The following is an 18,514-nucleotide window of genomic DNA, read 5'->3' on the forward strand; positions in this document are numbered from 1 at the left end:
GTAAACCAACCCGCCCGGCACCTTCACCATCAACGATTTTCACATTGACCGCGAAAGGACCGCGACAATGAACGGCGAAGCCTTGCCTTGCAAGTGGCCTGAATACCAGCGCCCGGCACAATCGAGCCCGAACTTCACCCCGCCACAGCCCGAGAGCATTTGCGCCCCGGCCGATCTGACATGCGCCAATGAGGTCGAGGGCTTCCACGCTTTCAATCGTGCCCGTGCCCGCGCGCTGATTGCCAAGACTGCCCGCGCGATGCGGGCGGAGGTGGCGTGATGCGGATCGTTTCCGAGCAAGAGTTTCACGCACGGATAGCGCATGTCCTTTCCGCCGACACTGACGACATAGAAATCGGCAGCGTCACGGGTCCGGGCAGATCGGGCGCGGTGGCCGCTGTTTACGCTAGTCATCTGTTGCACATTCCGTTCATCCCATATGGCGCAAAAGTTCCGACGCATCTAGGCAGGCTGCTTATCATTGATACGGCCATGGAGAGTGGCGCGACGTTGCGCAAAGCCGAGCGCAAGTACGCCTATGCCGACCCGCTGGTGATTGCCTGCTACCATGAGCCGCCTCGTGTAGCGTTCTGGTATGAGGCCGGAAAACCGCAGCGTTTCAGGCACGAGGCGATTGAACGCGCCCGCAGGCCATTGGCGCTTGCATCATGACCGCGCTTCCCCCGCCCATCAATCCAACCGTCGAGGCAATCGAGGCCGTGGCGCGTCCACAGTCCCGCCCGGTCCGCATGTCGCTGTCCGACATCGGAAAGCCGTGCGAGCGGTCGATCTGGTACGGCTTCCGCTGGGCCACAAACGCCGCGCCGCGCCCATCTCGCTGGAACCGGGCCGGTGACATCGCCATGGCCGTCAAGCCGCTTCTGACCCGCTGGCTGACCGATACCGGTGTGTCCGTCGAAGTACTGGACATCTCGACCGGCACCTATCACGGCGTCACGGCGCTGGACGGTCATTTCTACTCGCCAATCGACGGCATTGCGACCGGCATCAAGGAAGCGCCGAAAACGCCGCACCTGGTCGTGACCGCCGCACTCAACACGCAAGCCTATCGCCGGACCGTCAAGGACGGCGTTGCTGTCGCCAATCCCGCCCATCTGGCCAAGGCGCAACTCGGAATGCATCTGCGCGACCTGACCCGGGCGATCTATGTCTGTTGCGACCGCAATGACGGCAGCGTCCATGCCGAGCGGATCCACTATGACGCGGCCCACGCCATGGCGATCCTTGCCCGTGCCGAGCGCATCAAGTTCGTGCAGCGCGCACCGGTTCGCATTGCCGACGATCCCGATCATTACCAGTGCCGTGGCTGCGAGGCGCACTCAGTCTGCCATGGCGGGGCATTCCCGCCGCGCAATTGCCGGACGTGCTTGCATTCAGGCTGCGTCCAGAACGGCGAATGGTTCTGCATCCGCCATGACCGAGAACTGACCACCGACGATCAGCGGGCCGGTTGCCCTAGCCATCTCTACATCCCGTCGCTTGTGACGGGCGATCAGATCGACGCCGACGAGCGCGCCGAGACCGTCACCTATCGCCTGCCAGATGGCCGCGAATGGGTGGATGGCGCGGATCGCAATCAGTCATCACCCGAACTTTTGCAAGCGCTGGAAGGCGCGGAATGGAGCGAAGCATGAATATTTTCGACAAGATCACCGCCGCCGAATGGAAGAGTGCATCGCGTCTCGGATCTCCGGCACGCAATGAGTATGAATTCCTGCTCCGCAACGAGGCGATGGCCCGCCTCAATCCAAACGGGTTTCGTACGCCGCCAAAAGAGCCGCGCATTGATGCGAGCGGAAAGACGCGTGGCGATCGCAAGCGCCAGCGGCGGGATCGCATCAATTGGCATCCCATCGTTCCGCCGCAGCATCTGCACAGCGCAGCCCGCCGTCGCGCGAAAGGCGGTGCAGCATGACCATGAACCTGACCACCACAGCGGGCGCACTTCATTCCGCCCTCAAGACCGTTGGCCATGCAATCGAGCGGCGCAACACACTCCCTATACTGTCGCACGTCCTGATCAAGAACGACACCATGACGGCCACCGATCTCGATATCGAGATCAAGACCAAGATCCCGTCGTCGTCTGCCAAGGGCTCCATCTGCCTCGATCATCGCGTCCTGTCCGCGATTTCGGGCAACCTGCCCAAGGACACCGCATTGACCCTCGGAACAATTGAGGGTCAATCGGGCGCATCGTTGGCATTCGATGGCGGGCTCTACACGCTCAACACGCTGCCAGCCGAGGACTACCCGGACCCGGTCAAGAGGCCGATCAAAAAGACGATCAAGGCTCCCGAGGGCTTTCTCGACAAGCTGCGCTTCGTGTCGCACTTCATGAGTACCGAGGAAACGCGGTACTACCTCAACGGCGTCTGCATCTATGACGGCAGGCTGGTCGCAACGGACGGCCATCGCCTTGGCTACGTCGATTGCGGGATCGAGTCCAAGAATCGGCCAATCATTCCGCGCGGCGCTGTCGCTGCCTTGCTCGAGCTTGGCGAGCCGTCGCAGATCAGTTTCGGCGAAAATGTTGTCATCTTCGATCTGCCAGGCACGGTTCTCCGGTCAAAGCTGATCGACGGCACCTATCCGGACTATCAGCGCGTCATCCCCAATATTGCGGACAATGCGCCCGAGATGACGGTCGATGGCAAGGTTCTCAGTGCTGCGATCAGGCGGGCGTCTTCACTCTATCCATTCCGGCGAACCGAAGCGGTCACATTTGCCTTGTCCGATGATGGTCGCCTGGCGCTAGTGCGAGAACGGATCGACGCCGGAACGTCACGCGAGATCATCCCGGCAACAGTATCCGGGCCGCCGCTCATTGCCGCCCTTGATGGCCGATATCTGCAGCACATGGTCAAGGCGCATCGCGGATCCGGCACACTCACGCTGCGTTTCATCGATGCCGGTTCGCCGATCAGCGTTACATCAGAACGGGAGGGCTTCAACTCGATACTAATGCCGATGCGCACCGGAAGCGAGCAGACTGCCCGCGAAGCACTGACCTTGCTTGCTCCGGCACGGCGTCTGGAGGCAGCGGAATGATCCACCCGTCGTATGAGGATCTGATCGCCCGCAAGGCCGTGGCCTTCACCCCGCGCGGCTTTGACCAGATCCCAGATCTCCATCCCGATCTGTTCCCGCACCAGCGCGCCGTGACCGAGTTCGCCCTGCATGCGGGTTGCGCGGCCATGTTTCTCGATACCGGACTCGGCAAGTCGTTCTCGGCTCTGGAATGGGGCAGGGTCGTTGTCGAGAAGACGAACAAGCCCGTCCTGATGCTGGCCCCGCTGGCAGTCGGCCCGCAACACGAACGCGAGGCCCGGCGCTTCGGCATCGATGCCAAATACATCCGCTCGGCCGACGAGATCGAGGGACCGGCCCGGATCTACATCACCAACTATGAGCGGATCGACAACTTCCTGATCAACCAGTTCGGCGGCGTGATCCTCGACGAGAGCTCCATCCTCAAGAGCTTCGCAGGCGTCACCACGCGCAAGCTGATCCAGTTGTTCTCGCAAACGCCCTATCGGCTTTGCTGCACGGCCACACCGGCGCCGAACGATCATACCGAGCTGGGGCAGCACTCTGCCTTTCTTGGCATTATGGACGCGCCGGAAATGATGTCCCGGTGGTTCATCGCTGATCAGCAGAACGCGGGCAAGTACCGGCTCAAGAAGCCGGCCGTCAAAGCGTTCTGGCGCTGGGTCGCGTCATGGTCGCGGTGCGTCTCGCTGCCGTCCGATCTCGGCTTTCCCGATGACGGCTATGTCCTGCCCAGGATCTCGACAATCGAGCACACCGTTAAAGCCGACCGGACAATCAATGCAGGCGAGGAAACCAAGGGCAAGCTCGCCGGTCAACAGCGCCTGTTTCGCATGCCGGACACTTCCGCAACGGCTATTCACGCCGAGAAGCGACTGACCTGTCAGGATCGCGCCGATCTTGTTGCTGAGTGCGTCGACAGCGATCCGGAAGAACAATGGCTGATCTGGTGCGACACCGACTATGACGCCGATGCCGTTGCCGAGCGCATTCCGGACGCATTGGAAGTCCGCGGATCAATGCAGCTATCCCTGAAAGAGGCGCGGCTCGACGCATTTGCCCAGGGCAATCTCCGCGTCCTGATCACGAAGCCCTCAATCGCAGGCTACGGCTTGAATCTTCAAGGCTGCGCTCGCATGGCCTTCGCAGGCCTCAGTTTCAGCTACGAAAACTATTATCAGGCCATCCGCCGCTGCTGGCGCTTCGGGCAAAAGCGCGAGGTCGAGGTGCATATCGCCATGGCTGATACTGAGGCAGCGATCAAGCGCGTTATCGACCGCAAGTCCGGCGACCATCTCGCCATGAAGATCGAGATGCAGATCGCGATGCGCGAAGCGGCCGCCAATTCCCGAGTTCTTCAATCCTACGAACCGAAACAGGAGGCCACGCTCCCGGCGTGGATCAGCGCATGACCAATGTTCTCGACCAGTCCGCAGGCACGTCCTGGCATGCCTACAATGCCGACACCGTGGAATTCACGGCAGGCATGCCGACCAACTCTATCGACCTGTCCGTTTACTCACCTCCGTTTTCGTCACTTTATATCTATTCCGAGAGCGAGCGGGACATGGGCAACGTCGACTCGCATGATGAGTTCTTTGCCACATACCGGCACCTGATCCGCGAAAAGCTGCGCATCACAAAGCCGGGCCGACTGACAGCGATCCACGTCAAGGATCTGGTTTTCTATTCCAACAGTTCCGAGAAGGGCGATCGCGGCCTCTATCACTTCACCGGCGAGTGCATTCGCGTTCACGTCGAGGAAGGCTGGACGTTCCATCGGCTGATCACGATCTGGCGCTGCCCGGTCAAGGAGATGCAGAAAACCAAGTCGGACAGGCTACTTTACAAGAACTTCCGGACCGATGCGGCGCGCACCGGCGGCGGCATGCCCGAATACATCGCCGTGTTCCGCAAATGGAACGACGACATGGAAAACACTCCGGCCGTCGTTCATCCGCCCGCGCAATTCCCACTCGATGTCTGGCAGGAATGGGCCTCGCCGGTATGGATGGATACCCACGAAACGAACGTGCTCAATGTCGGCGCCAAGAACGACGAGGAACGGCATCTTTGCCCGATGCCGCTGGACCTGACCCAGCGCATCGTCCTGCAATATTCCAACCCGGGCGAGACCGTCTATTCCCCCTTTATGGGCATCGGCTCCGAAGGTGTGGTCGCGATCCGTGAGGGCCGCAAGTTCCTCGGCACCGAATTGAAGCCCGCCTATTTCCAGCGCGCTGTCCGCAATCTGCAGGCGGCCGAGGAAAACCAGACTGCCGGCGATCTTCTCGACACCTTCTCGGGAGACGCGGCATGAGGATTACCGACCCGATCAATCAGAAGGTTTCGTTTCTCGAAGCCGAGATCGCCCGCGAGGACCAAATCATCGCCAATGCCATGGCCGCCAAGCAGATCGGCGATGGCTACTGGAAAAAGCGCTGGGAACTCCAGAACAAGCTTGCCGTCGCCAAGGCGCTGCAGGGTGCGGTTCGGGAGGTGTTGGGATGATCCTCACCTGTTACCGATGCCCGCGCCAGCTCTGCTTTCACGGCTCCAATCGCTCGCTGTTCGTTCGTTTGTTCGGATGGATCAACAGGGGGGGGCGGTACTTCTGCGCCTCCTGCGGAGGTGAAGAATGAGCGGTAAACCCCACGACCTCACCGGCCAGTCATTTGGTAATTGGATCGTCCTGGAATTCGCAGGTGCGGAACCGCCGAAGCACAAGGCGAAATGGTTTTGCCAGTGCGTTTGCGGCGCCCGGAAGGTAGTTCCCGCCGACAGCCTCAAGCGTGGCAAATCCAAGTCGTGCGGATGCCTCACGAACACCATGCGGATCAAGAGCTGTCAGCGTCACGGCCACACTTCAATCGGCTTCCAGTCGCGCACCTACTCGACGTGGCATGCCATGAAAGAGCGGTGTCAAAACGAGCGCCACATGTCCTATCCCGACTACGGCGGGCGCGGAATTTCGGTCTGCGATAGATGGAACGACTTCGCCAACTTCCTCGCCGATATGGGTGAAAAACCAGACAACGTTTCGATCGATAGGATCGACGTGAACGGCAACTATGAGCCATCCAACTGCCGATGGGCGAATGTAGCAACACAATCGGCAAACAAGCGAAAGCGCGTCAAGTATCAGGACATCTACGCCCTGATCGCCGCGGCATCTGCGGTCTGCAAATCACCAAGAAGTCAAACCGAGGTCAATCGGCTTTCCGATGCCCTGAAAGCACTGGAGGCCAGCCATGGGATTTGAACTTCGATATTACCAGAACGAGGCGATTAAATCGATCATCGATTATTGGGATGCCGGCGGCGGAAATCCGCTGATCGAAATGGCGACAGGCGTCGGCAAGTCAATGGTACTTGCCGGTCTCACGAAAAAGCTTCTCGAAGACTATCCGGCCATGCGCATCTTGATGGTTGTCCATCGCAAAAAGCTGATCCGGCAGAACTTCGGCGCGCTGTTGAAAGCTTGGCCGGACGCCCCGGTCGGCATCTATTCCGCCGGGCTGGGCAAGAGGGACGCCCATCATCGGATTACCTTCGCCGGCATCCAATCCGTCTACAACAAGGTGCGCCAGCTCGGGCCGCGCGATGTCATACTGATCGATGAGTGCCACCTTGTCCCGGCAAAGGGCGAAGGCCAATATCGGCAGTTGCTTGACGACATGCATGCCATCGCACCGCATGCGCGCGTCTGTGGATTTACCGCGACTCCCTACAGGACGGACACCGGCAGGCTTGACGCCGGATCGTCGCGGCTTTTCGATGAGACGATCTACAAATACGACATCGGTAAAGGCATTGCGGACGGCTATCTGGCCCCGCTTGTTTCGCGCGCCGGCATTGATGAAATCGATGTATCCAACGTGCGCAGGGCCGGCGGCGAATTCGTCGGAACCGAGCTTGAAAAGGTCTCTTTCGACATCATCGACAAGGCTGTGGCCGAGATTTGCGAGATCGGAAAAACCCGCAAATCGTGGCTGATATTCTGCCCGGGCATCAAACACTCAGAGGCCGTTTGCGCGGCGCTCAAGGCGCGCGGCATCATCTGCGGGACCGTCCATAGCGGGAACGCGGAAGGACTGAACGACAGCAATCTCGAACGGTTTGAAAAGGGCGAGATCAGGGCGCTGGCATCTGCCGACATGATCACAACCGGCTTTGACGCGCCGGGCGTCGATTTGATCGCAATGCTCAGAGCAACCCTGTCCGTTTCCCTCTACGTCCAAATCGCGGGCAGGGGAACGCGCGTTGTTTGGCCGCATGGCTTCGATCAGAACAAGGGCGATGCCGAGGACCGCATCAACGCCATCGCCCGGTCGCCGAAACCGAACTGCCTCGTTCTGGATTATGCCGGCAATATTCGCCGTCATGGCCCGGTCGATGCCGTGGGCGCCGAGAGCAAGACGTTCAATCCAGAAAGCGACACCGGCAAAGTCTCGGTTGATAGCGTGCGCGCCAAGGAATGCCCGGGCTGCCAGGAACTGATCGCGATCAACTCTATCACATGCAAGATCTGCGGACATGAATTCCCGCGCGAAGAAAAGCCCAAGCACGAGGCCGAGGCCGAGAAGTCGGTCGGCATCCTGTCAGGTGAGAAGGTGCCTCCGCAGCAGATCCCGGTCGTCGACTGGCGGCTCGATCGGCACACAAAGGCCTATTCGCCGGACAGTGTGCGCGTGACCTACATCGCCGGCATTTCCGAATACCGGGAATGGCTCGCCTTCGAGCATGGCGGATACGCCAGCCAGAAGGCCATGCAGTGGTGGGCCATGCACGGCGGTTCGTCGCCCTACCCCAAGACCACCGATGAAGCGCTGCACCGCATGGAAGAACTGACCATGCCGGTCACCATCAGCGTGAAGCCGAACAAGAAATATTTCGACATCGTCGGCCGATCGTTTCCGGCGCGGCGCGAGCTGGAGGCAGCAGAATGAGAAAGATTGAGGTTTCCAAATATCTCAAGACGGAAGGTGAGCCGGGTCCGGCGCCAATGCTGCAGTGGATCGAAATCAGCCTTCTGGTTGTCGACGACAGCTATCAGCGCGAGCTGAAGGCTGGCAACTGGAAAGCTATCCATCGTATTGCAACGGGCTTCCGCTGGTCGCGCTTCTCTCCCGTTTTTGTCGCTCCGGTGGAGGGCGGTCGGTACGCCATCATCGATGGCCAGCACAGGGTTCATGGGGCGATGATGGCCGGCATCGAGAGCGTGCCGTGCCAGGTGGTGCACATGACCCGAGAAGAACAGGCTGCAGCTTTTGCCGCCGTGAATGGCGATGTGACCAAGGTCACCGCCTGGCAGGTGTTCAAGGCAGCGCTGGCCGCTGGCGAAAAATGGGCGGTCGAAGCCGCCAATGTAGCCAGCGAGGCTGGTTGCGAGTTGATGGTGCAGAATGCAAGTAGCTGGACCAAGAAGCCGAAGCAGATCTATGCAGTTACCGGGTTTCGAAAACTGCTGACCGCGCACAAGCGTGAGAATGTTGTTGCTGCTCTGACTGCAATCGCCCAGGCCGAGGGGTTCTCGGATGTGCCGGATATGTGGGACGGCAGCATCATCCTACCGGTTCTTTCGGCATGCTCGCAACGACCGCGAGCGGTGACGAGAGGCGAAGCGTTTATCGACTTTCTCGAAATGTGGCCGCTTCTCGATGAGATGGAACGTATTCAGTCCCAGACCAAAGAGCGGATCCGCAAGGGGCTGCCTTACATCGGCAAGAAAGAGCAGCTTGAAAGCGCGCTAATTGATGCCATCGACCGGAAGTTTGTCGATCGAATGATGCTGCCGGCGCCAGAGGCGGTGAAATGAACGCCCGGGTTCAAGAAATCATGCGCGAGCTGCCGCCGAGCGTCCGCAGCATCGTGGTTGATGCGGCGCATCAGTACGGCGTGAAAATCTACAGCATTTTCAGCCCAAGCCGTCGCAATCCGGTCGTCATGGCCAGATGGTCGGCGATGTACCGGGTAAAATCCGAGATCGAGGTCGCATCAACGATCAAGATTTCCGAGTGGTTCGATCGTGATCACACATCGGTCTTGAGCGGCTTGGCTCGCTATTCCGCGATCACCGGCAAGCCGCGCCTGACCAACTATGACCTGACCAGGCGCGTCAACAATCCATCACAAATCAAGGGTGTGAAGCTATGACCATTCACAAGGATTGGAGGATAATGGATCCTGCCGAGAAGATTGCGGCGATCAAGAGGGTCTATGAGCCGGGGTATTCCGCCTCGCAGATCGCGTCGCTAATCCCCGGCGCGGTGCGCAACGGCATCATCAGCATCTATCATCGCAAGGCTTCCGAGTTCGTGAACTGCCCACTTCTGCCGCGACAGGGCGGCAACGGGCAACGGAAGAAGCGACCGGAAAAACAGAGAGCTCCGCGCATCGTTCGCACATCGACGATCAAGGCAGCACTCGCGCCGCGCCGCAAAGCGTCCGAACCAAAGCCGCCGAAGCCTGTAGCTGAACCAGTCATCAATCCTGAATTCCGCATGATCGCATTGATCGACCTTGGTCGCGACGAATGCAAGTGGCCAGTCGAGGGTGCTGGCGAGCATGCGCGGTTTTGCGGATGCGTCACCCATGAACCCGGAAAGTCGTATTGCGAGTTTCATCACCAGATATCGGTGCAGCCGTGAGCGATAACATCGGCATCCAGTGTCCGAAATGCCAATCGGCGCGCCACTTCGTCATCGACACCAGGCCGGAAGACGAGCGGGTCATGCGGCGGAGAAAGTGCAGGGCATGTGATTTCCGTTTCACGACCGTCGAGATCATCAAGGCCGATGTGGTCATGAGCGAGAAGCACGGCAACGCGATCAAGGTCAACCACGCCTTGGCCCTGGTCTCACGGCTCAAGACCTCGATTGAAGCAATGGCGGGCGATCGTGATTGACCAGTTCAATCCTGCCGTCTGCGGCGTCTGCGCCCGGTCCGCGATTGGCATCGGCCACTCCCCGCCACGCGCATCCAAGATCCTTTGGCTCTGCGACGATCCGAAATGCATTCAAGCCGCGAAGGCAGTCCATTCAATGAAGCAAGACGAGTTCACCCGGATCGAGAGCCTGGCCGCGGCCAAGGGGGGCGATGCCGGGATAGAGTTCCTGGAGACGATCGGCAAGACCGATTTCACGGCTATGAACATCGACGAATGGTCCGAATTCCGCCGGCGCATCATTGCGGGCTACCGCGCCGCCCTGCTTGCCGACATGACCGGCGAGGTGGTGCTGTGATGTCAGACACGACCGTCTCCAATCGCGAGACAGCACTCTCGCTTGCCGCTGCAGGCTTTTCCGTCTTTCCCTGCCATTCCGGGGGCGAGAAGGCGAAGTCGCCGATGCCGTTTATAAAGTGGCGCGAGGCCTCGACGACGAGCGAGCGCCAGATCCTGCAATGGTGGCAGAAATGGCCGGACGCGGCCATCGGGCTCGACCTGGCCAAGTCCGGCCTGATCGTCATCGATGCGGACCGGCATGACGAGAGCGCCGATGGTGTCGAGGCGTTCGGCCAGCTGATGTCGGATCACGGATTTGACCCGGACAGCGCGCCGCTGGTCGCTACGCCGTCGCAGGGCAACCATCACTATTTCCGGCAGAGACCAGGCGAGGCGCTCGGCAACTCGGAAGGTGCGATCCGCGGCAAGGGCATCAATGTCCGCGGCCATGGCGGCTATGTCATTGCGCCCGGAACCGTCATGGCAGATGGCCGCGTCTATGAGCTATGGGGCGATATCACAGATCCGCCAGTCATTCCGGACTGGCTGCATGGGCTGATCACCACGCCGCTTGAGCCGGTGCGGGAAAGGGTATCGCTTTCTCCGACACCCTCACACGAGCAAGCCGATCTTGATGAGATCGCGGAACTGCTCGGCTACATCAACCCCGACTCCGGCTATCAGGACTGGCTTGCCGCCCTCATGGCCGTCCATGCTGCTACGGGCGGATCCTCGACGGGGTTGGCCGTGGCCGATGACTGGTCCGCACGGGGCTCGAAATACAAGGGCACGAAGGAACTCGCGGCCAAGTGGAGGTCATTCAAAGGGCAGGGCGTCAATCTTGCCACCTTGGCCGCGCTGGCCCGCGAGAACGGCGCGGACCTGTCCGCCATCGCCATCAAGCATCGCGGCCATGAGCACGACTATGATCCGGTCGAGGCGGCGGAAGCGGCCCGCCGGCTGATCGAGCATCATGACGGGACGCTGGCAGATGCGGAGACGGGGGAGGTTGTACAGATTGAACAAAACGTACAACCCGAGAGGGTCACGAATATCGACTATCCGCCCGGACTGGTTGGAGATGTTGCGCGGTGGATCGTCGCTACCGCACGAAAGCCACAACCGGCGCTCGCTATAGGGGCGGCATTGACGATAGTCGGAACGGCTGCCGGTCGCCAGTTCATGGGGCCGACAGAGGCAGGAACCGCACTCTATGTTCTAGCGCTGGCTCCAACGGGGCAAGGCAAGGATTTGCCACTCAAGCAGGCTCGCAGGATTCTAAACGCATCAAGTCTTCCCCATCACCTGGGAGCGGACGAATTCATGTCGTTCTCCGCTGTTGTCAATGTGCTCAAGCGCAGGCCTCTTTGCCTGTGCCCCATGGACGAGTTTGGCGACTTCATGCGGAGAATATACGACAAACGGGCTAGTTCTCACGCGAGAGCGATCTCGAAAATTTTCAGAACAATGTGGGGCGGCAACTTCGATGAGGTATCGACCGCAGAGTGGGCTGAAAAGGAAAGCATTTCGATCTGGGCGCCGCACCTTTCTATATTCGGGGCGTCAACCCATGAGCAATTTTACACGGCGCTCGAATCGGGAGCTGTGTCAGATGGAACCCTAAACCGCTTCCTCCTGATTGAGGGGGCCAAGCGACCGAAGCCAGTGAAGCCAAAGGCCGATCAATTCATCGTTCCTCGTCAAATCATCGACGATATGAGGATTATCTATTTTCGGTCCGGCGAAATGGCAGCCTCAAACAGAATCTTCCCAGACACGGATATCGCCGGGACACCGGGTGCTGCATTCAGAATGAAGTGGTGCGCCGACGGCTCGGAAGAATTTTTCGCGACCTTTTCCAGAGACATCGAAAACAAGATGTTCGCGGAGCCGGAGAACGTAGATTTCATCGTTCGAACGGCAGAGATGGCCGTGAGGATCGCCACCATTGTCGCTGCCGGCAGGCACAATGACAGCATCCGGCTAGATGACATACAGTTTGGAGCTAATCTTGCCATGCAGAGCGCCGATCTGATGATCGCTGGCGCGGCCGACTACATGGCCGAGACAGACCATCAGGCGAATGCCCAGCGCGTCGTCAGAATAATCAGGGAGCGCGGCGGCCGGATGGTCTATCGTGATATCGCCAGGGCAATGAAGCACATGAAGGCACGGGACATAAAGGATATGATGGCCGGTCTTTGCGAAATGGAAATCCTACGTCGCGAGGAAATTCAAAAGCCGAGCGGAGGTCATCCTGTAGTCTGGTTTTCAGCCACCTAGGAGAAGACAATGAAGATCGCAAATACGATGATTGCATGGAACTCAGGCGGCGACATTGAATGCGGCCCGTGGCCCGACAAAACCCGGTGGTCAAGGGAGTTTCGCTTTACGGCGGGAGCTTGTGACTCCGATTTCAAGAACCGACCTGAGGCGGAAATCACCGCCATGGTCTTCATCTTGTTCAATACCGTTGTGGTGCGGGACGGCATTTCGGTCGAGGCCGCGCACCGGGCGTTCTTGAAAATAGATGAATACCGGGATGCGATAGCACCTGACCTGCCTGGAACCTAGGGGGCGTCTTTTGGGTCCAGCTTTTTGAGCCGCACCAAGGACGCACTTACCAGTCCACGAATGGCCTCGGGGCGAGAAGGCGTGGATGGCTCGTTGGCAATGAATGCGTCGAGAGCGGCGAGCAAATCATCATGCATCCGAACGGAAATCTGCGTCCCCTGACCGGTCGGTGCAGGGCCTCGTTTTTTCTTTGGTACCAAAGTTGTTGACTTGCTCATGAAACATTGGTACCAAATAAACAGGCCGATGGGAAGTGCGAATTCCACATCGGCCCTAACCGAAACCAATCTGACTGGAGATTGATATGGCTATCGCCCGTATACCACTTTCGAAAATCGCTCGCGACCCGATTGTTGCGGCTTTCCTCGCTCGCGGTGAGCGCGACAACGGCATGGAATACGCCGTTCCGGCCGCGCCCAAGCCCGTGCTTCCGAACGGCGCGGCGCGCGTCCTGGTGGCGGCATGATCACGCGGCGCACTGTTTTGAAAGCCGTGCCGTTCGCTGGTCTCGCGGTCAGCACCGGGGCTCTTGCCTCGCCAGACGAGCGGATCGAAAGCGCGCTGGAGACGATCCGCGCCGCCCTCGCCGAGAAGTATCCAGACTTTCAGGTGCTGGTCGGCGGGGGTATCCAGACCATCGAAAATGCTGACACGGGCGCGCTCGACATGCCCGTAGTCCACCGGCTCGAAATTATCGGTTTTGCGCACGGGTTCAATCCGCCTCGCATGGCCTGAAATTCGATGGCGCCACTTGAGGTGACACTTGGTGACACTTGGGCCACTTGAGGCGAGCAAGTGTCACCATAAGGTGCCACTTGGGGTGACACTTGTTAGAGATTAAGTGACTGTAATTGTTAATCTTATATCAAGTGTCTCAAGTGTCACTACATAAATACTAAATCGTGAAATACAACTATAAGGAGGCCTATACAACCTATAGAATGTAATATTTCCGGGGGTGCCTATTCACGCGGGACACTCGCGCCACTCGATAAATCAACCGACGAAGGAGCCTAAAATGATCCAAGTGAAAGTCTTTGCCGATACCGCCTTTGGTGGATTTGCCAGCGTAGAAAAGCAGGCAAATAATTTCCTTTCCACGATTGATCCGGAGAAGGTCGTCGTCGTTACGCCGTCTCTTGGAAGCGTTGGGCATCAGGAAGACTTGATCGAAATCTACCAGTCGTTTTCGATCACTGTGGTCTATCGGGCCGACTGATCCAGCCATCATCATGCCTAAAAAATTCGGTCGCCTGATTGGCGGCCGTTTTCACCCCTTGACCAACTCGACCGAATAACGGCATCTTCAAATCAGCCTGGCACGGCCCGTCCGGTCTCATCAACGGAGATCGGCAACTTTGGAACACACAGACCACTCATGGTACGCGGTCCGCATTTCCGGACAGGCTACCCGCGTTTCCCATCGCCGGATCATTTTCACCGGGCCGAAGGGCGGGTCGCATCAATACCTCGTGCCCGACATCAATCAGAAAACCAATATCGAGGTCGAGCTCGAACATCAGGGCATCGAGTACTTCTTGCCCATGTCGATCAGCGAGGCGCCGCATCGCCGCAAGCGCAACGTCATGGTTACCCGTCGCGCGCCTCTGCTGCCCGGTTACGTCTTCGTCCAGCACGTCCCGGACTGGCAACGCCTTGAAGATGCCGAGGGCGTCGTCGGTGTGCTCAAGTGCGGGTTGGACAACGTCCGCATTCCAAGCCGCGACATCCACGATCTGCGCATGATCGAATGGCAGGCGTTCTGCGATTATCTCGATCCGCCGGAAGATCGGGAAAAGCGGGCCGTCCACGATCGGTTCGTCGAGGGCGCGCGCTACATGATCAGCCACAAGACCTATGGGCAGATACCGGTCACCATCCTGTCAATCACGAACCGGAACCGGGTCAAGGCCATCGCCGACAAACTTGGCCGTATCGATTTCCTGCCGGCCGATATTGACGAGGTGAACGAAGCGGCGTAACTTTCGCGCAATAGGTGATTTGGCGACGAGGGCTTTTCCCCCGCCAGCATGGCAGGCTTCACCACCTGCAAGCGCCGGTCTCTCTGAGTGCCGGTGCTACTGCAATTCCAATCCCTCGCACGGCTTAGGCTATGTGACGCGGCTTTCGAGCCAGCTTTCTTCAACCAGCGCAAACTCCTGACCTTCGCCAACCGGTGCGAGGGATAGCCCATCGATTATGGATCACAGCCCGTTTGCGTTGGCAGTTCATGATGCCGGGCCAATCGTGGGAAGCCGGATCAAATTCGCGAGGTGTCAGTCATGGCGCTAACACCGAAACAAGCTCTTTTCGTCAAGGAATACCTCGTCGATCTCAACGCCACTCAGGCAGCGATCAGGGCAGGGTACAGCGAGAAGACAGCGCGCCAGGTCGGTGCCGAAAACCTGACAAAACCTGTCATTGCCGAAGCTATCGCCGCCGCCCAGGCCGAGCGCTCCGCACGCCTTGAGGTCAATGCCGATTGGGTCTTGCGTCGCTTGGCCGACGAGGCCGAGGCAGACGTCGCCGACCTCTATGACGATGAGGGCAATCTGAAGCCGGTCCATGAATGGCCGTTGATCTGGCGGCAGGGCCTTGTCGGCGGAATCGATGTCGAGGAAATCCGCGAGGATGGCCGCACGATCGGTCAGGTCAGGAAGCTCAAGCTGTCCGACCGGATCAAGCGTATCGAGTTGATCGGCAAGCATGTCGGTGTTCAGGCCTTCCGCGATCAGGTCGGGCTGTCTGACCCGAACGGCGGGCCGATCCAGACGGAAACGAGGACATGGCGAGAAGCGCTGCGCAGCGAGAAGAGCTAGGCGCGACAACTCACCTCACCAACCCGGCGCTGTTTGACTTCTGGGAGCAGGTATTCCTCGGCGAGGTCGATACTGCCGTCCTGCATGGAGGCCGTTCCAGCTCCAAGACGCGGGACACAGCCTGTCAGCTGATCCGCCTCATCGACCATCTGCCGGTCAAGATGCGCGTGTTGTGCATCCGGCGTTTCCAGAACCGAATTCAGGAGTCGGTCTACACCGAGCTTAAATGGGCGATCGGCCATCTCGGGCTTTCCGATCGATACGAGGTCCAGAAGACCACGATCATCCACCGGGCAAGCGGCTCGGAATTCATCTTCTACGGAATCGAGCGCAATCTCGAGGACATCAAGGGAACGTCGGACATCGACATTCTCTGGGTCGAGGAAGCCGAGAAGCTGACCGAAGACCAGTGGGTTGTGATTGCGCCGACGATCCGCAAGGAAGACAGCCTCGCGATCCTGCTGTTCAACCCGAAGCTGGTCACCGATTACGTCTGGAAGAACTTCGTCGTCAACACGCCGTCTCACTGTCTCGTTCGACAGATCAACTACCTCGAAAACCCGTTTCTCTCCCAGAAGGCCCTACGCGACATCGCGCTGATGCAGGACCGCGACCCGGAGATGTTCGAACACATCTATGGCGGCGTTCCGCTCGGGGATAGCGAGCTTTCGATTTTCAAGCGGCGTTGGCTGGACGCATGCGTCGACGCCCACAAGGTTCTGGGCATCGAGTTGACCGGCCGCAACGTCATCGGGTTCGACCCGGCCGACGATGGTGAGGACAAGTGCGCCACGGCTGAAAAGATCAGCGGCGTGTTTGCCGACGTTGACGACTGGTCTTCGGGCAAGGACGAGCTCGTCCAGAACGCAAAGAAGGTTTGGGGCAAGGCGAGGATCCGCGGCGCGCTAGTCTCATACGATACGATCGGCGTCGGTGCCTTTGTCGGCGGCTACATCGATGAGCAGAACGACGCGAATGGGACCGCCGTCGAGCACTATGCTTTTCATGCCGGCGGCGGCGTGATGGACGCGGATCAACCCAGTGATCCGCAGAACAGCAACAGCCCGCTCAACAAGGACGAGTATCTGAACCTCAAGGCGCAGGCTTGGGCGAATACCTCGCGCCGCGCCATGCTGACGTTCAACGCCGTCACGCGGGGCAAGGAAATCAAGACCGAGGACATCTTGTCCTTCTCATCGGACATCGGCGCCCAGAAGCTCGACGCGCTGTTTACCGAGTTGTGTGTGCCCTGGTGGGTCGAGAGCGAGGGCAAGAAGCGCGTCGTGCCGAAGCTCAAGCTCAAGAAGGATCTCGGCGTCAAGTCGCACAACCTGGCTGACGCGGTGATCGCTGCCGACAATGTGAATGCAACCGGCAGCGCCGTCGCCATGTTCCTGAGAAAGAGGCACCAATGACCATCCATCCGATGATCACGAATGCGGTGCGCAGGCTTGAGAGCATGTTTCCGGGCTACTTCGCGACGACAACCAAGCGCAACCACTACGTCGACTTCGGCTTTCCGGAACAGGTCGACTTCAATCAGCTCTGGCAGATGTACAGCCGCAACGGCATTGCTCGAGCTGCGGTGAGCAAGACGATCCTCAAGACATGGCAGGATCAACCGTTCCTGCAGACCGACGACAAGCCGGACGACATAAATCCGGCCGAGCAGGAGGTCATGGACAAGTTCGCTGAGCTCCGGTTCTGGCAGAAGCTCGCCACAGCCGACCGTCGCTCGCTGGTGGGTGCTTATTCCGGCATCATTTTCCGGTTTGCCGACGATCAGATGATGAATCAGCCTGTCACCGGCAGCCTGCCGGGCCTTGATGCGCTGGTCGAGATCATCCCGGCATGGGCTGGTCAGTTGACCGTCTCGACATGGGACACGGACGAGCGATCGCCGACTTATGGTCAGCCGACCATGTTCAGCTTCAATGAGACGGCCGTCGATACCAAACAGGGTCAGACCCGCTCGTTCGAGGTGCATCCGGATCGGGTGTTTATCTGGTCGGAGGACGGAACGGTCCATTGCGAGTCTGCGCTGCTGCCGGGCTACAATGATCTCGTCACCATCGAGAAGGTGACCGGTGCCGGCGGCGAGGGGTTCTGGAAAAACGCCAAAAGCGCTCCTGTCCTGCAGGTCGACAAGGACGCCAAGATTTCCGACATGGCCAAGACCATGGGCGTTGCCGAGGCGGATCTTGCCGATGCCATGAATGCCCAGGTTGAGGACTATCAGAAGGGCTTTGACGCGCTGCTGATGCTGCAGGGCATGGAAGCCAAGACGCTGGGCGTCACGCTTCCGCAGCCAAAGGAATTCATTGACGGGCCTATGCAGAGCTTCGCGGCGTCGTGGGGCATTCCGATCAAGATCCTCGTGGGTATGCAGACCGGTGAGCGCGCCAGCAAGGAAGACGCCGACGAATGGGCGCAGACCAACATGGCGCGCCGAAACAACTCGGTGATCCCGAACATCATGGGCGTGGTCGAGAAGCTCAAGAACTTCGGCATTCTCAAGCCCCTGAAATGGTCGCTCTACTGGCCTGACCTGACCGAAAGCAGCATGGGCGAGAAGATCGACCGGGCCGACAAGATGGCTGGCATTAATCAGAAGCATGCGCAGCCCGGCGGATCCGAGATCGTGTTTACCGAAGACGAGATTCGGGAGGTTGTTGGCTTCGATCCGTTGCCCGAGGCGCAGAAGTACCGTGATCCGGTCTTTGATAGAGAGAAAACCGACGAAAAGACCGCGGAAGACGACGCGGCCGCGCTTGAAAATGCGGCCCGGCAGTAGCTGCGGCGATTGGTACTAACAAGCTCTAGG

Annotated in this window: 24 protein-coding genes; all 24 read left to right on the forward strand. The window is 59.2% G+C overall.

Annotated elements, in window-relative coordinates; genetic code table 11:
- Positions 1–67 precede the first annotated feature (67 nt).
- The 24 genes from GTW23_RS04010 (at position 68) to GTW23_RS04125 (ending at position 18,484) form a co-directional block, all read left to right on the forward strand.
- A complete protein-coding gene (locus GTW23_RS04010) occupies positions 68–280 on the forward strand; it encodes a hypothetical protein (RefSeq protein WP_252914711.1) in 213 nt (70 codons plus the stop codon).
- Positions 280–672 (forward strand): hypothetical protein, encoded by a 393-nt coding sequence (locus GTW23_RS04015; RefSeq protein ID WP_252914712.1) that lies wholly within the window; start codon positions 280–282, stop codon positions 670–672. The genes GTW23_RS04010 and GTW23_RS04015 overlap by 1 nt, the downstream gene beginning before the upstream one ends.
- Positions 669–1,655 (forward strand): hypothetical protein, encoded by a 987-nt coding sequence (locus tag GTW23_RS04020; protein ID WP_252914713.1) that lies wholly within the window; start codon positions 669–671, stop codon positions 1,653–1,655. The genes GTW23_RS04015 and GTW23_RS04020 overlap by 4 nt, the downstream gene beginning before the upstream one ends.
- Positions 1,652–1,936 carry a hypothetical protein gene (locus GTW23_RS04025; protein ID WP_252914714.1) on the forward strand — a complete coding sequence of 95 codons (285 nt, stop codon included), beginning with the start codon at positions 1,652–1,654 and terminating at the stop codon, positions 1,934–1,936. The genes GTW23_RS04020 and GTW23_RS04025 overlap by 4 nt, the downstream gene beginning before the upstream one ends.
- The gene (gene dnaN / locus GTW23_RS04030) at positions 1,933–3,072 is read left to right on the forward strand and encodes a DNA polymerase III subunit beta (protein WP_252914715.1); all 1,140 of its coding nucleotides are present in this window, start codon (positions 1,933–1,935) and stop codon (positions 3,070–3,072) included. The genes GTW23_RS04025 and dnaN overlap by 4 nt, the downstream gene beginning before the upstream one ends.
- Positions 3,069–4,484: a helicase-related protein gene (locus GTW23_RS04035; RefSeq protein WP_252914716.1), complete on the forward strand. Its 1,416-nt coding sequence runs from the start codon at positions 3,069–3,071 to the stop codon at positions 4,482–4,484. Before dnaN ends, GTW23_RS04035 begins: the two co-directional genes overlap by 4 nt.
- Positions 4,481–5,392 carry a DNA-methyltransferase gene (locus GTW23_RS04040; protein ID WP_252914717.1) on the forward strand — a complete coding sequence of 304 codons (912 nt, stop codon included), beginning with the start codon at positions 4,481–4,483 and terminating at the stop codon, positions 5,390–5,392. The genes GTW23_RS04035 and GTW23_RS04040 overlap by 4 nt, the downstream gene beginning before the upstream one ends.
- Positions 5,389–5,583, forward strand: a complete 195-nt coding sequence (locus GTW23_RS04045) for a hypothetical protein (protein WP_252914718.1) — start codon at positions 5,389–5,391, stop codon at positions 5,581–5,583. The genes GTW23_RS04040 and GTW23_RS04045 overlap by 4 nt, the downstream gene beginning before the upstream one ends.
- A 127-nt stretch (positions 5,584–5,710) precedes the next feature.
- A complete protein-coding gene (locus tag GTW23_RS04050) occupies positions 5,711–6,334 on the forward strand; it encodes a hypothetical protein (RefSeq protein WP_252914719.1) in 624 nt (207 codons plus the stop codon).
- Positions 6,324–8,021: a DEAD/DEAH box helicase gene (locus tag GTW23_RS04055; RefSeq protein ID WP_252914720.1), complete on the forward strand. Its 1,698-nt coding sequence runs from the start codon at positions 6,324–6,326 to the stop codon at positions 8,019–8,021. Before GTW23_RS04050 ends, GTW23_RS04055 begins: the two co-directional genes overlap by 11 nt.
- Positions 8,018–8,890, forward strand: a complete 873-nt coding sequence (locus tag GTW23_RS04060; RefSeq protein WP_252914721.1) for a ParB N-terminal domain-containing protein — start codon at positions 8,018–8,020, stop codon at positions 8,888–8,890. Before GTW23_RS04055 ends, GTW23_RS04060 begins: the two co-directional genes overlap by 4 nt.
- Positions 8,887–9,228, forward strand: a complete 342-nt coding sequence (locus tag GTW23_RS04065) for a helix-turn-helix domain-containing protein (protein ID WP_252914722.1) — start codon at positions 8,887–8,889, stop codon at positions 9,226–9,228. Before GTW23_RS04060 ends, GTW23_RS04065 begins: the two co-directional genes overlap by 4 nt.
- Positions 9,225–9,722, forward strand: a complete 498-nt coding sequence (locus GTW23_RS04070) for a GcrA family cell cycle regulator (protein ID WP_252914723.1) — start codon at positions 9,225–9,227, stop codon at positions 9,720–9,722. Before GTW23_RS04065 ends, GTW23_RS04070 begins: the two co-directional genes overlap by 4 nt.
- Positions 9,719–9,979 carry an NrdR family transcriptional regulator gene (locus tag GTW23_RS04075; RefSeq protein ID WP_252914724.1) on the forward strand — a complete coding sequence of 87 codons (261 nt, stop codon included), beginning with the start codon at positions 9,719–9,721 and terminating at the stop codon, positions 9,977–9,979. The genes GTW23_RS04070 and GTW23_RS04075 overlap by 4 nt, the downstream gene beginning before the upstream one ends.
- A 136-nt stretch (positions 9,980–10,115) precedes the next feature.
- Positions 10,116–10,316, forward strand: a complete 201-nt coding sequence (locus GTW23_RS04080; protein ID WP_252914725.1) for a hypothetical protein — start codon at positions 10,116–10,118, stop codon at positions 10,314–10,316.
- Complete coding sequence (locus GTW23_RS04085; RefSeq protein WP_252914726.1) at positions 10,316–12,580, forward strand: bifunctional DNA primase/polymerase; 2,265 nt, start codon at positions 10,316–10,318, stop codon at positions 12,578–12,580. Before GTW23_RS04080 ends, GTW23_RS04085 begins: the two co-directional genes overlap by 1 nt.
- A gap of 9 nt (positions 12,581–12,589) precedes the next feature.
- Positions 12,590–12,871 (forward strand): hypothetical protein, encoded by a 282-nt coding sequence (locus GTW23_RS04090; protein ID WP_252914727.1) that lies wholly within the window; start codon positions 12,590–12,592, stop codon positions 12,869–12,871.
- 304 nt (positions 12,872–13,175) lie between these two features.
- Complete coding sequence (locus GTW23_RS04095) at positions 13,176–13,337, forward strand: hypothetical protein (RefSeq protein WP_252914728.1); 162 nt, start codon at positions 13,176–13,178, stop codon at positions 13,335–13,337.
- Positions 13,334–13,606, forward strand: a complete 273-nt coding sequence (locus GTW23_RS04100) for a hypothetical protein (RefSeq protein WP_252914729.1) — start codon at positions 13,334–13,336, stop codon at positions 13,604–13,606. The genes GTW23_RS04095 and GTW23_RS04100 overlap by 4 nt, the downstream gene beginning before the upstream one ends.
- A gap of 283 nt (positions 13,607–13,889) precedes the next feature.
- A complete protein-coding gene (locus GTW23_RS04105) occupies positions 13,890–14,090 on the forward strand; it encodes a sporulation protein Cse60 (RefSeq protein WP_252914730.1) in 201 nt (66 codons plus the stop codon).
- Between the two features lie 139 nt (positions 14,091–14,229).
- Complete coding sequence (locus tag GTW23_RS04110; RefSeq protein WP_252914731.1) at positions 14,230–14,853, forward strand: transcription termination/antitermination NusG family protein; 624 nt, start codon at positions 14,230–14,232, stop codon at positions 14,851–14,853.
- Between the two features lie 300 nt (positions 14,854–15,153).
- The gene (locus GTW23_RS04115) at positions 15,154–15,690 is read left to right on the forward strand and encodes a terminase small subunit (protein ID WP_252914732.1); all 537 of its coding nucleotides are present in this window, start codon (positions 15,154–15,156) and stop codon (positions 15,688–15,690) included.
- The gene (locus GTW23_RS04120; protein ID WP_252914733.1) at positions 15,657–17,105 is read left to right on the forward strand and encodes a PBSX family phage terminase large subunit; all 1,449 of its coding nucleotides are present in this window, start codon (positions 15,657–15,659) and stop codon (positions 17,103–17,105) included. Before GTW23_RS04115 ends, GTW23_RS04120 begins: the two co-directional genes overlap by 34 nt.
- Complete coding sequence (locus GTW23_RS04125) at positions 17,102–18,484, forward strand: anti-CBASS protein Acb1 family protein (protein WP_252914734.1); 1,383 nt, start codon at positions 17,102–17,104, stop codon at positions 18,482–18,484. Before GTW23_RS04120 ends, GTW23_RS04125 begins: the two co-directional genes overlap by 4 nt.
- Positions 18,485–18,514 lie beyond the last annotated feature (30 nt).

Origin of the sequence: Parahoeflea alexandrii, assembly GCF_024105735.1 — a bacterium.
In the GTDB taxonomy this organism is placed as follows: Bacteria; Pseudomonadota; Alphaproteobacteria; order Rhizobiales; family Rhizobiaceae; genus Hoeflea; species Hoeflea alexandrii.

What these genes read in the sequence shown, in the direction of transcription:
- GTW23_RS04010 (WP_252914711.1), top strand. Translation starts at nt 68, where the DNA reads ATGAACGGCGAAGCCTTGCCTTGCAAGTGGCCTGAATACCAGCGCCCG.
- GTW23_RS04015 (WP_252914712.1), top strand. Translation starts at nt 280, where the DNA reads ATGCGGATCGTTTCCGAGCAAGAGTTTCACGCACGGATAGCGCATGTC.
- GTW23_RS04020 (WP_252914713.1), top strand. Translation starts at nt 669, where the DNA reads ATGACCGCGCTTCCCCCGCCCATCAATCCAACCGTCGAGGCAATCGAG.
- GTW23_RS04025 (WP_252914714.1), top strand. Translation starts at nt 1,652, where the DNA reads ATGAATATTTTCGACAAGATCACCGCCGCCGAATGGAAGAGTGCATCG.
- dnaN (WP_252914715.1), top strand. Translation starts at nt 1,933, where the DNA reads ATGACCATGAACCTGACCACCACAGCGGGCGCACTTCATTCCGCCCTC.
- GTW23_RS04035 (WP_252914716.1), top strand. Translation starts at nt 3,069, where the DNA reads ATGATCCACCCGTCGTATGAGGATCTGATCGCCCGCAAGGCCGTGGCC.
- GTW23_RS04040 (WP_252914717.1), top strand. Translation starts at nt 4,481, where the DNA reads ATGACCAATGTTCTCGACCAGTCCGCAGGCACGTCCTGGCATGCCTAC.
- GTW23_RS04045 (WP_252914718.1), top strand. Translation starts at nt 5,389, where the DNA reads ATGAGGATTACCGACCCGATCAATCAGAAGGTTTCGTTTCTCGAAGCC.
- GTW23_RS04050 (WP_252914719.1), top strand. Translation starts at nt 5,711, where the DNA reads ATGAGCGGTAAACCCCACGACCTCACCGGCCAGTCATTTGGTAATTGG.
- GTW23_RS04055 (WP_252914720.1), top strand. Translation starts at nt 6,324, where the DNA reads ATGGGATTTGAACTTCGATATTACCAGAACGAGGCGATTAAATCGATC.
- GTW23_RS04060 (WP_252914721.1), top strand. Translation starts at nt 8,018, where the DNA reads ATGAGAAAGATTGAGGTTTCCAAATATCTCAAGACGGAAGGTGAGCCG.
- GTW23_RS04065 (WP_252914722.1), top strand. Translation starts at nt 8,887, where the DNA reads ATGAACGCCCGGGTTCAAGAAATCATGCGCGAGCTGCCGCCGAGCGTC.
- GTW23_RS04070 (WP_252914723.1), top strand. Translation starts at nt 9,225, where the DNA reads ATGACCATTCACAAGGATTGGAGGATAATGGATCCTGCCGAGAAGATT.
- GTW23_RS04080 (WP_252914725.1), top strand. Translation starts at nt 10,116, where the DNA reads ATGAAGCAAGACGAGTTCACCCGGATCGAGAGCCTGGCCGCGGCCAAG.
- GTW23_RS04085 (WP_252914726.1), top strand. Translation starts at nt 10,316, where the DNA reads ATGTCAGACACGACCGTCTCCAATCGCGAGACAGCACTCTCGCTTGCC.
- GTW23_RS04090 (WP_252914727.1), top strand. Translation starts at nt 12,590, where the DNA reads ATGAAGATCGCAAATACGATGATTGCATGGAACTCAGGCGGCGACATT.
- GTW23_RS04095 (WP_252914728.1), top strand. Translation starts at nt 13,176, where the DNA reads ATGGCTATCGCCCGTATACCACTTTCGAAAATCGCTCGCGACCCGATT.
- GTW23_RS04100 (WP_252914729.1), top strand. Translation starts at nt 13,334, where the DNA reads ATGATCACGCGGCGCACTGTTTTGAAAGCCGTGCCGTTCGCTGGTCTC.
- GTW23_RS04105 (WP_252914730.1), top strand. Translation starts at nt 13,890, where the DNA reads ATGATCCAAGTGAAAGTCTTTGCCGATACCGCCTTTGGTGGATTTGCC.
- GTW23_RS04115 (WP_252914732.1), top strand. Translation starts at nt 15,154, where the DNA reads ATGGCGCTAACACCGAAACAAGCTCTTTTCGTCAAGGAATACCTCGTC.
- GTW23_RS04120 (WP_252914733.1), top strand. Translation starts at nt 15,657, where the DNA reads ATGGCGAGAAGCGCTGCGCAGCGAGAAGAGCTAGGCGCGACAACTCAC.
- GTW23_RS04125 (WP_252914734.1), top strand. Translation starts at nt 17,102, where the DNA reads ATGACCATCCATCCGATGATCACGAATGCGGTGCGCAGGCTTGAGAGC.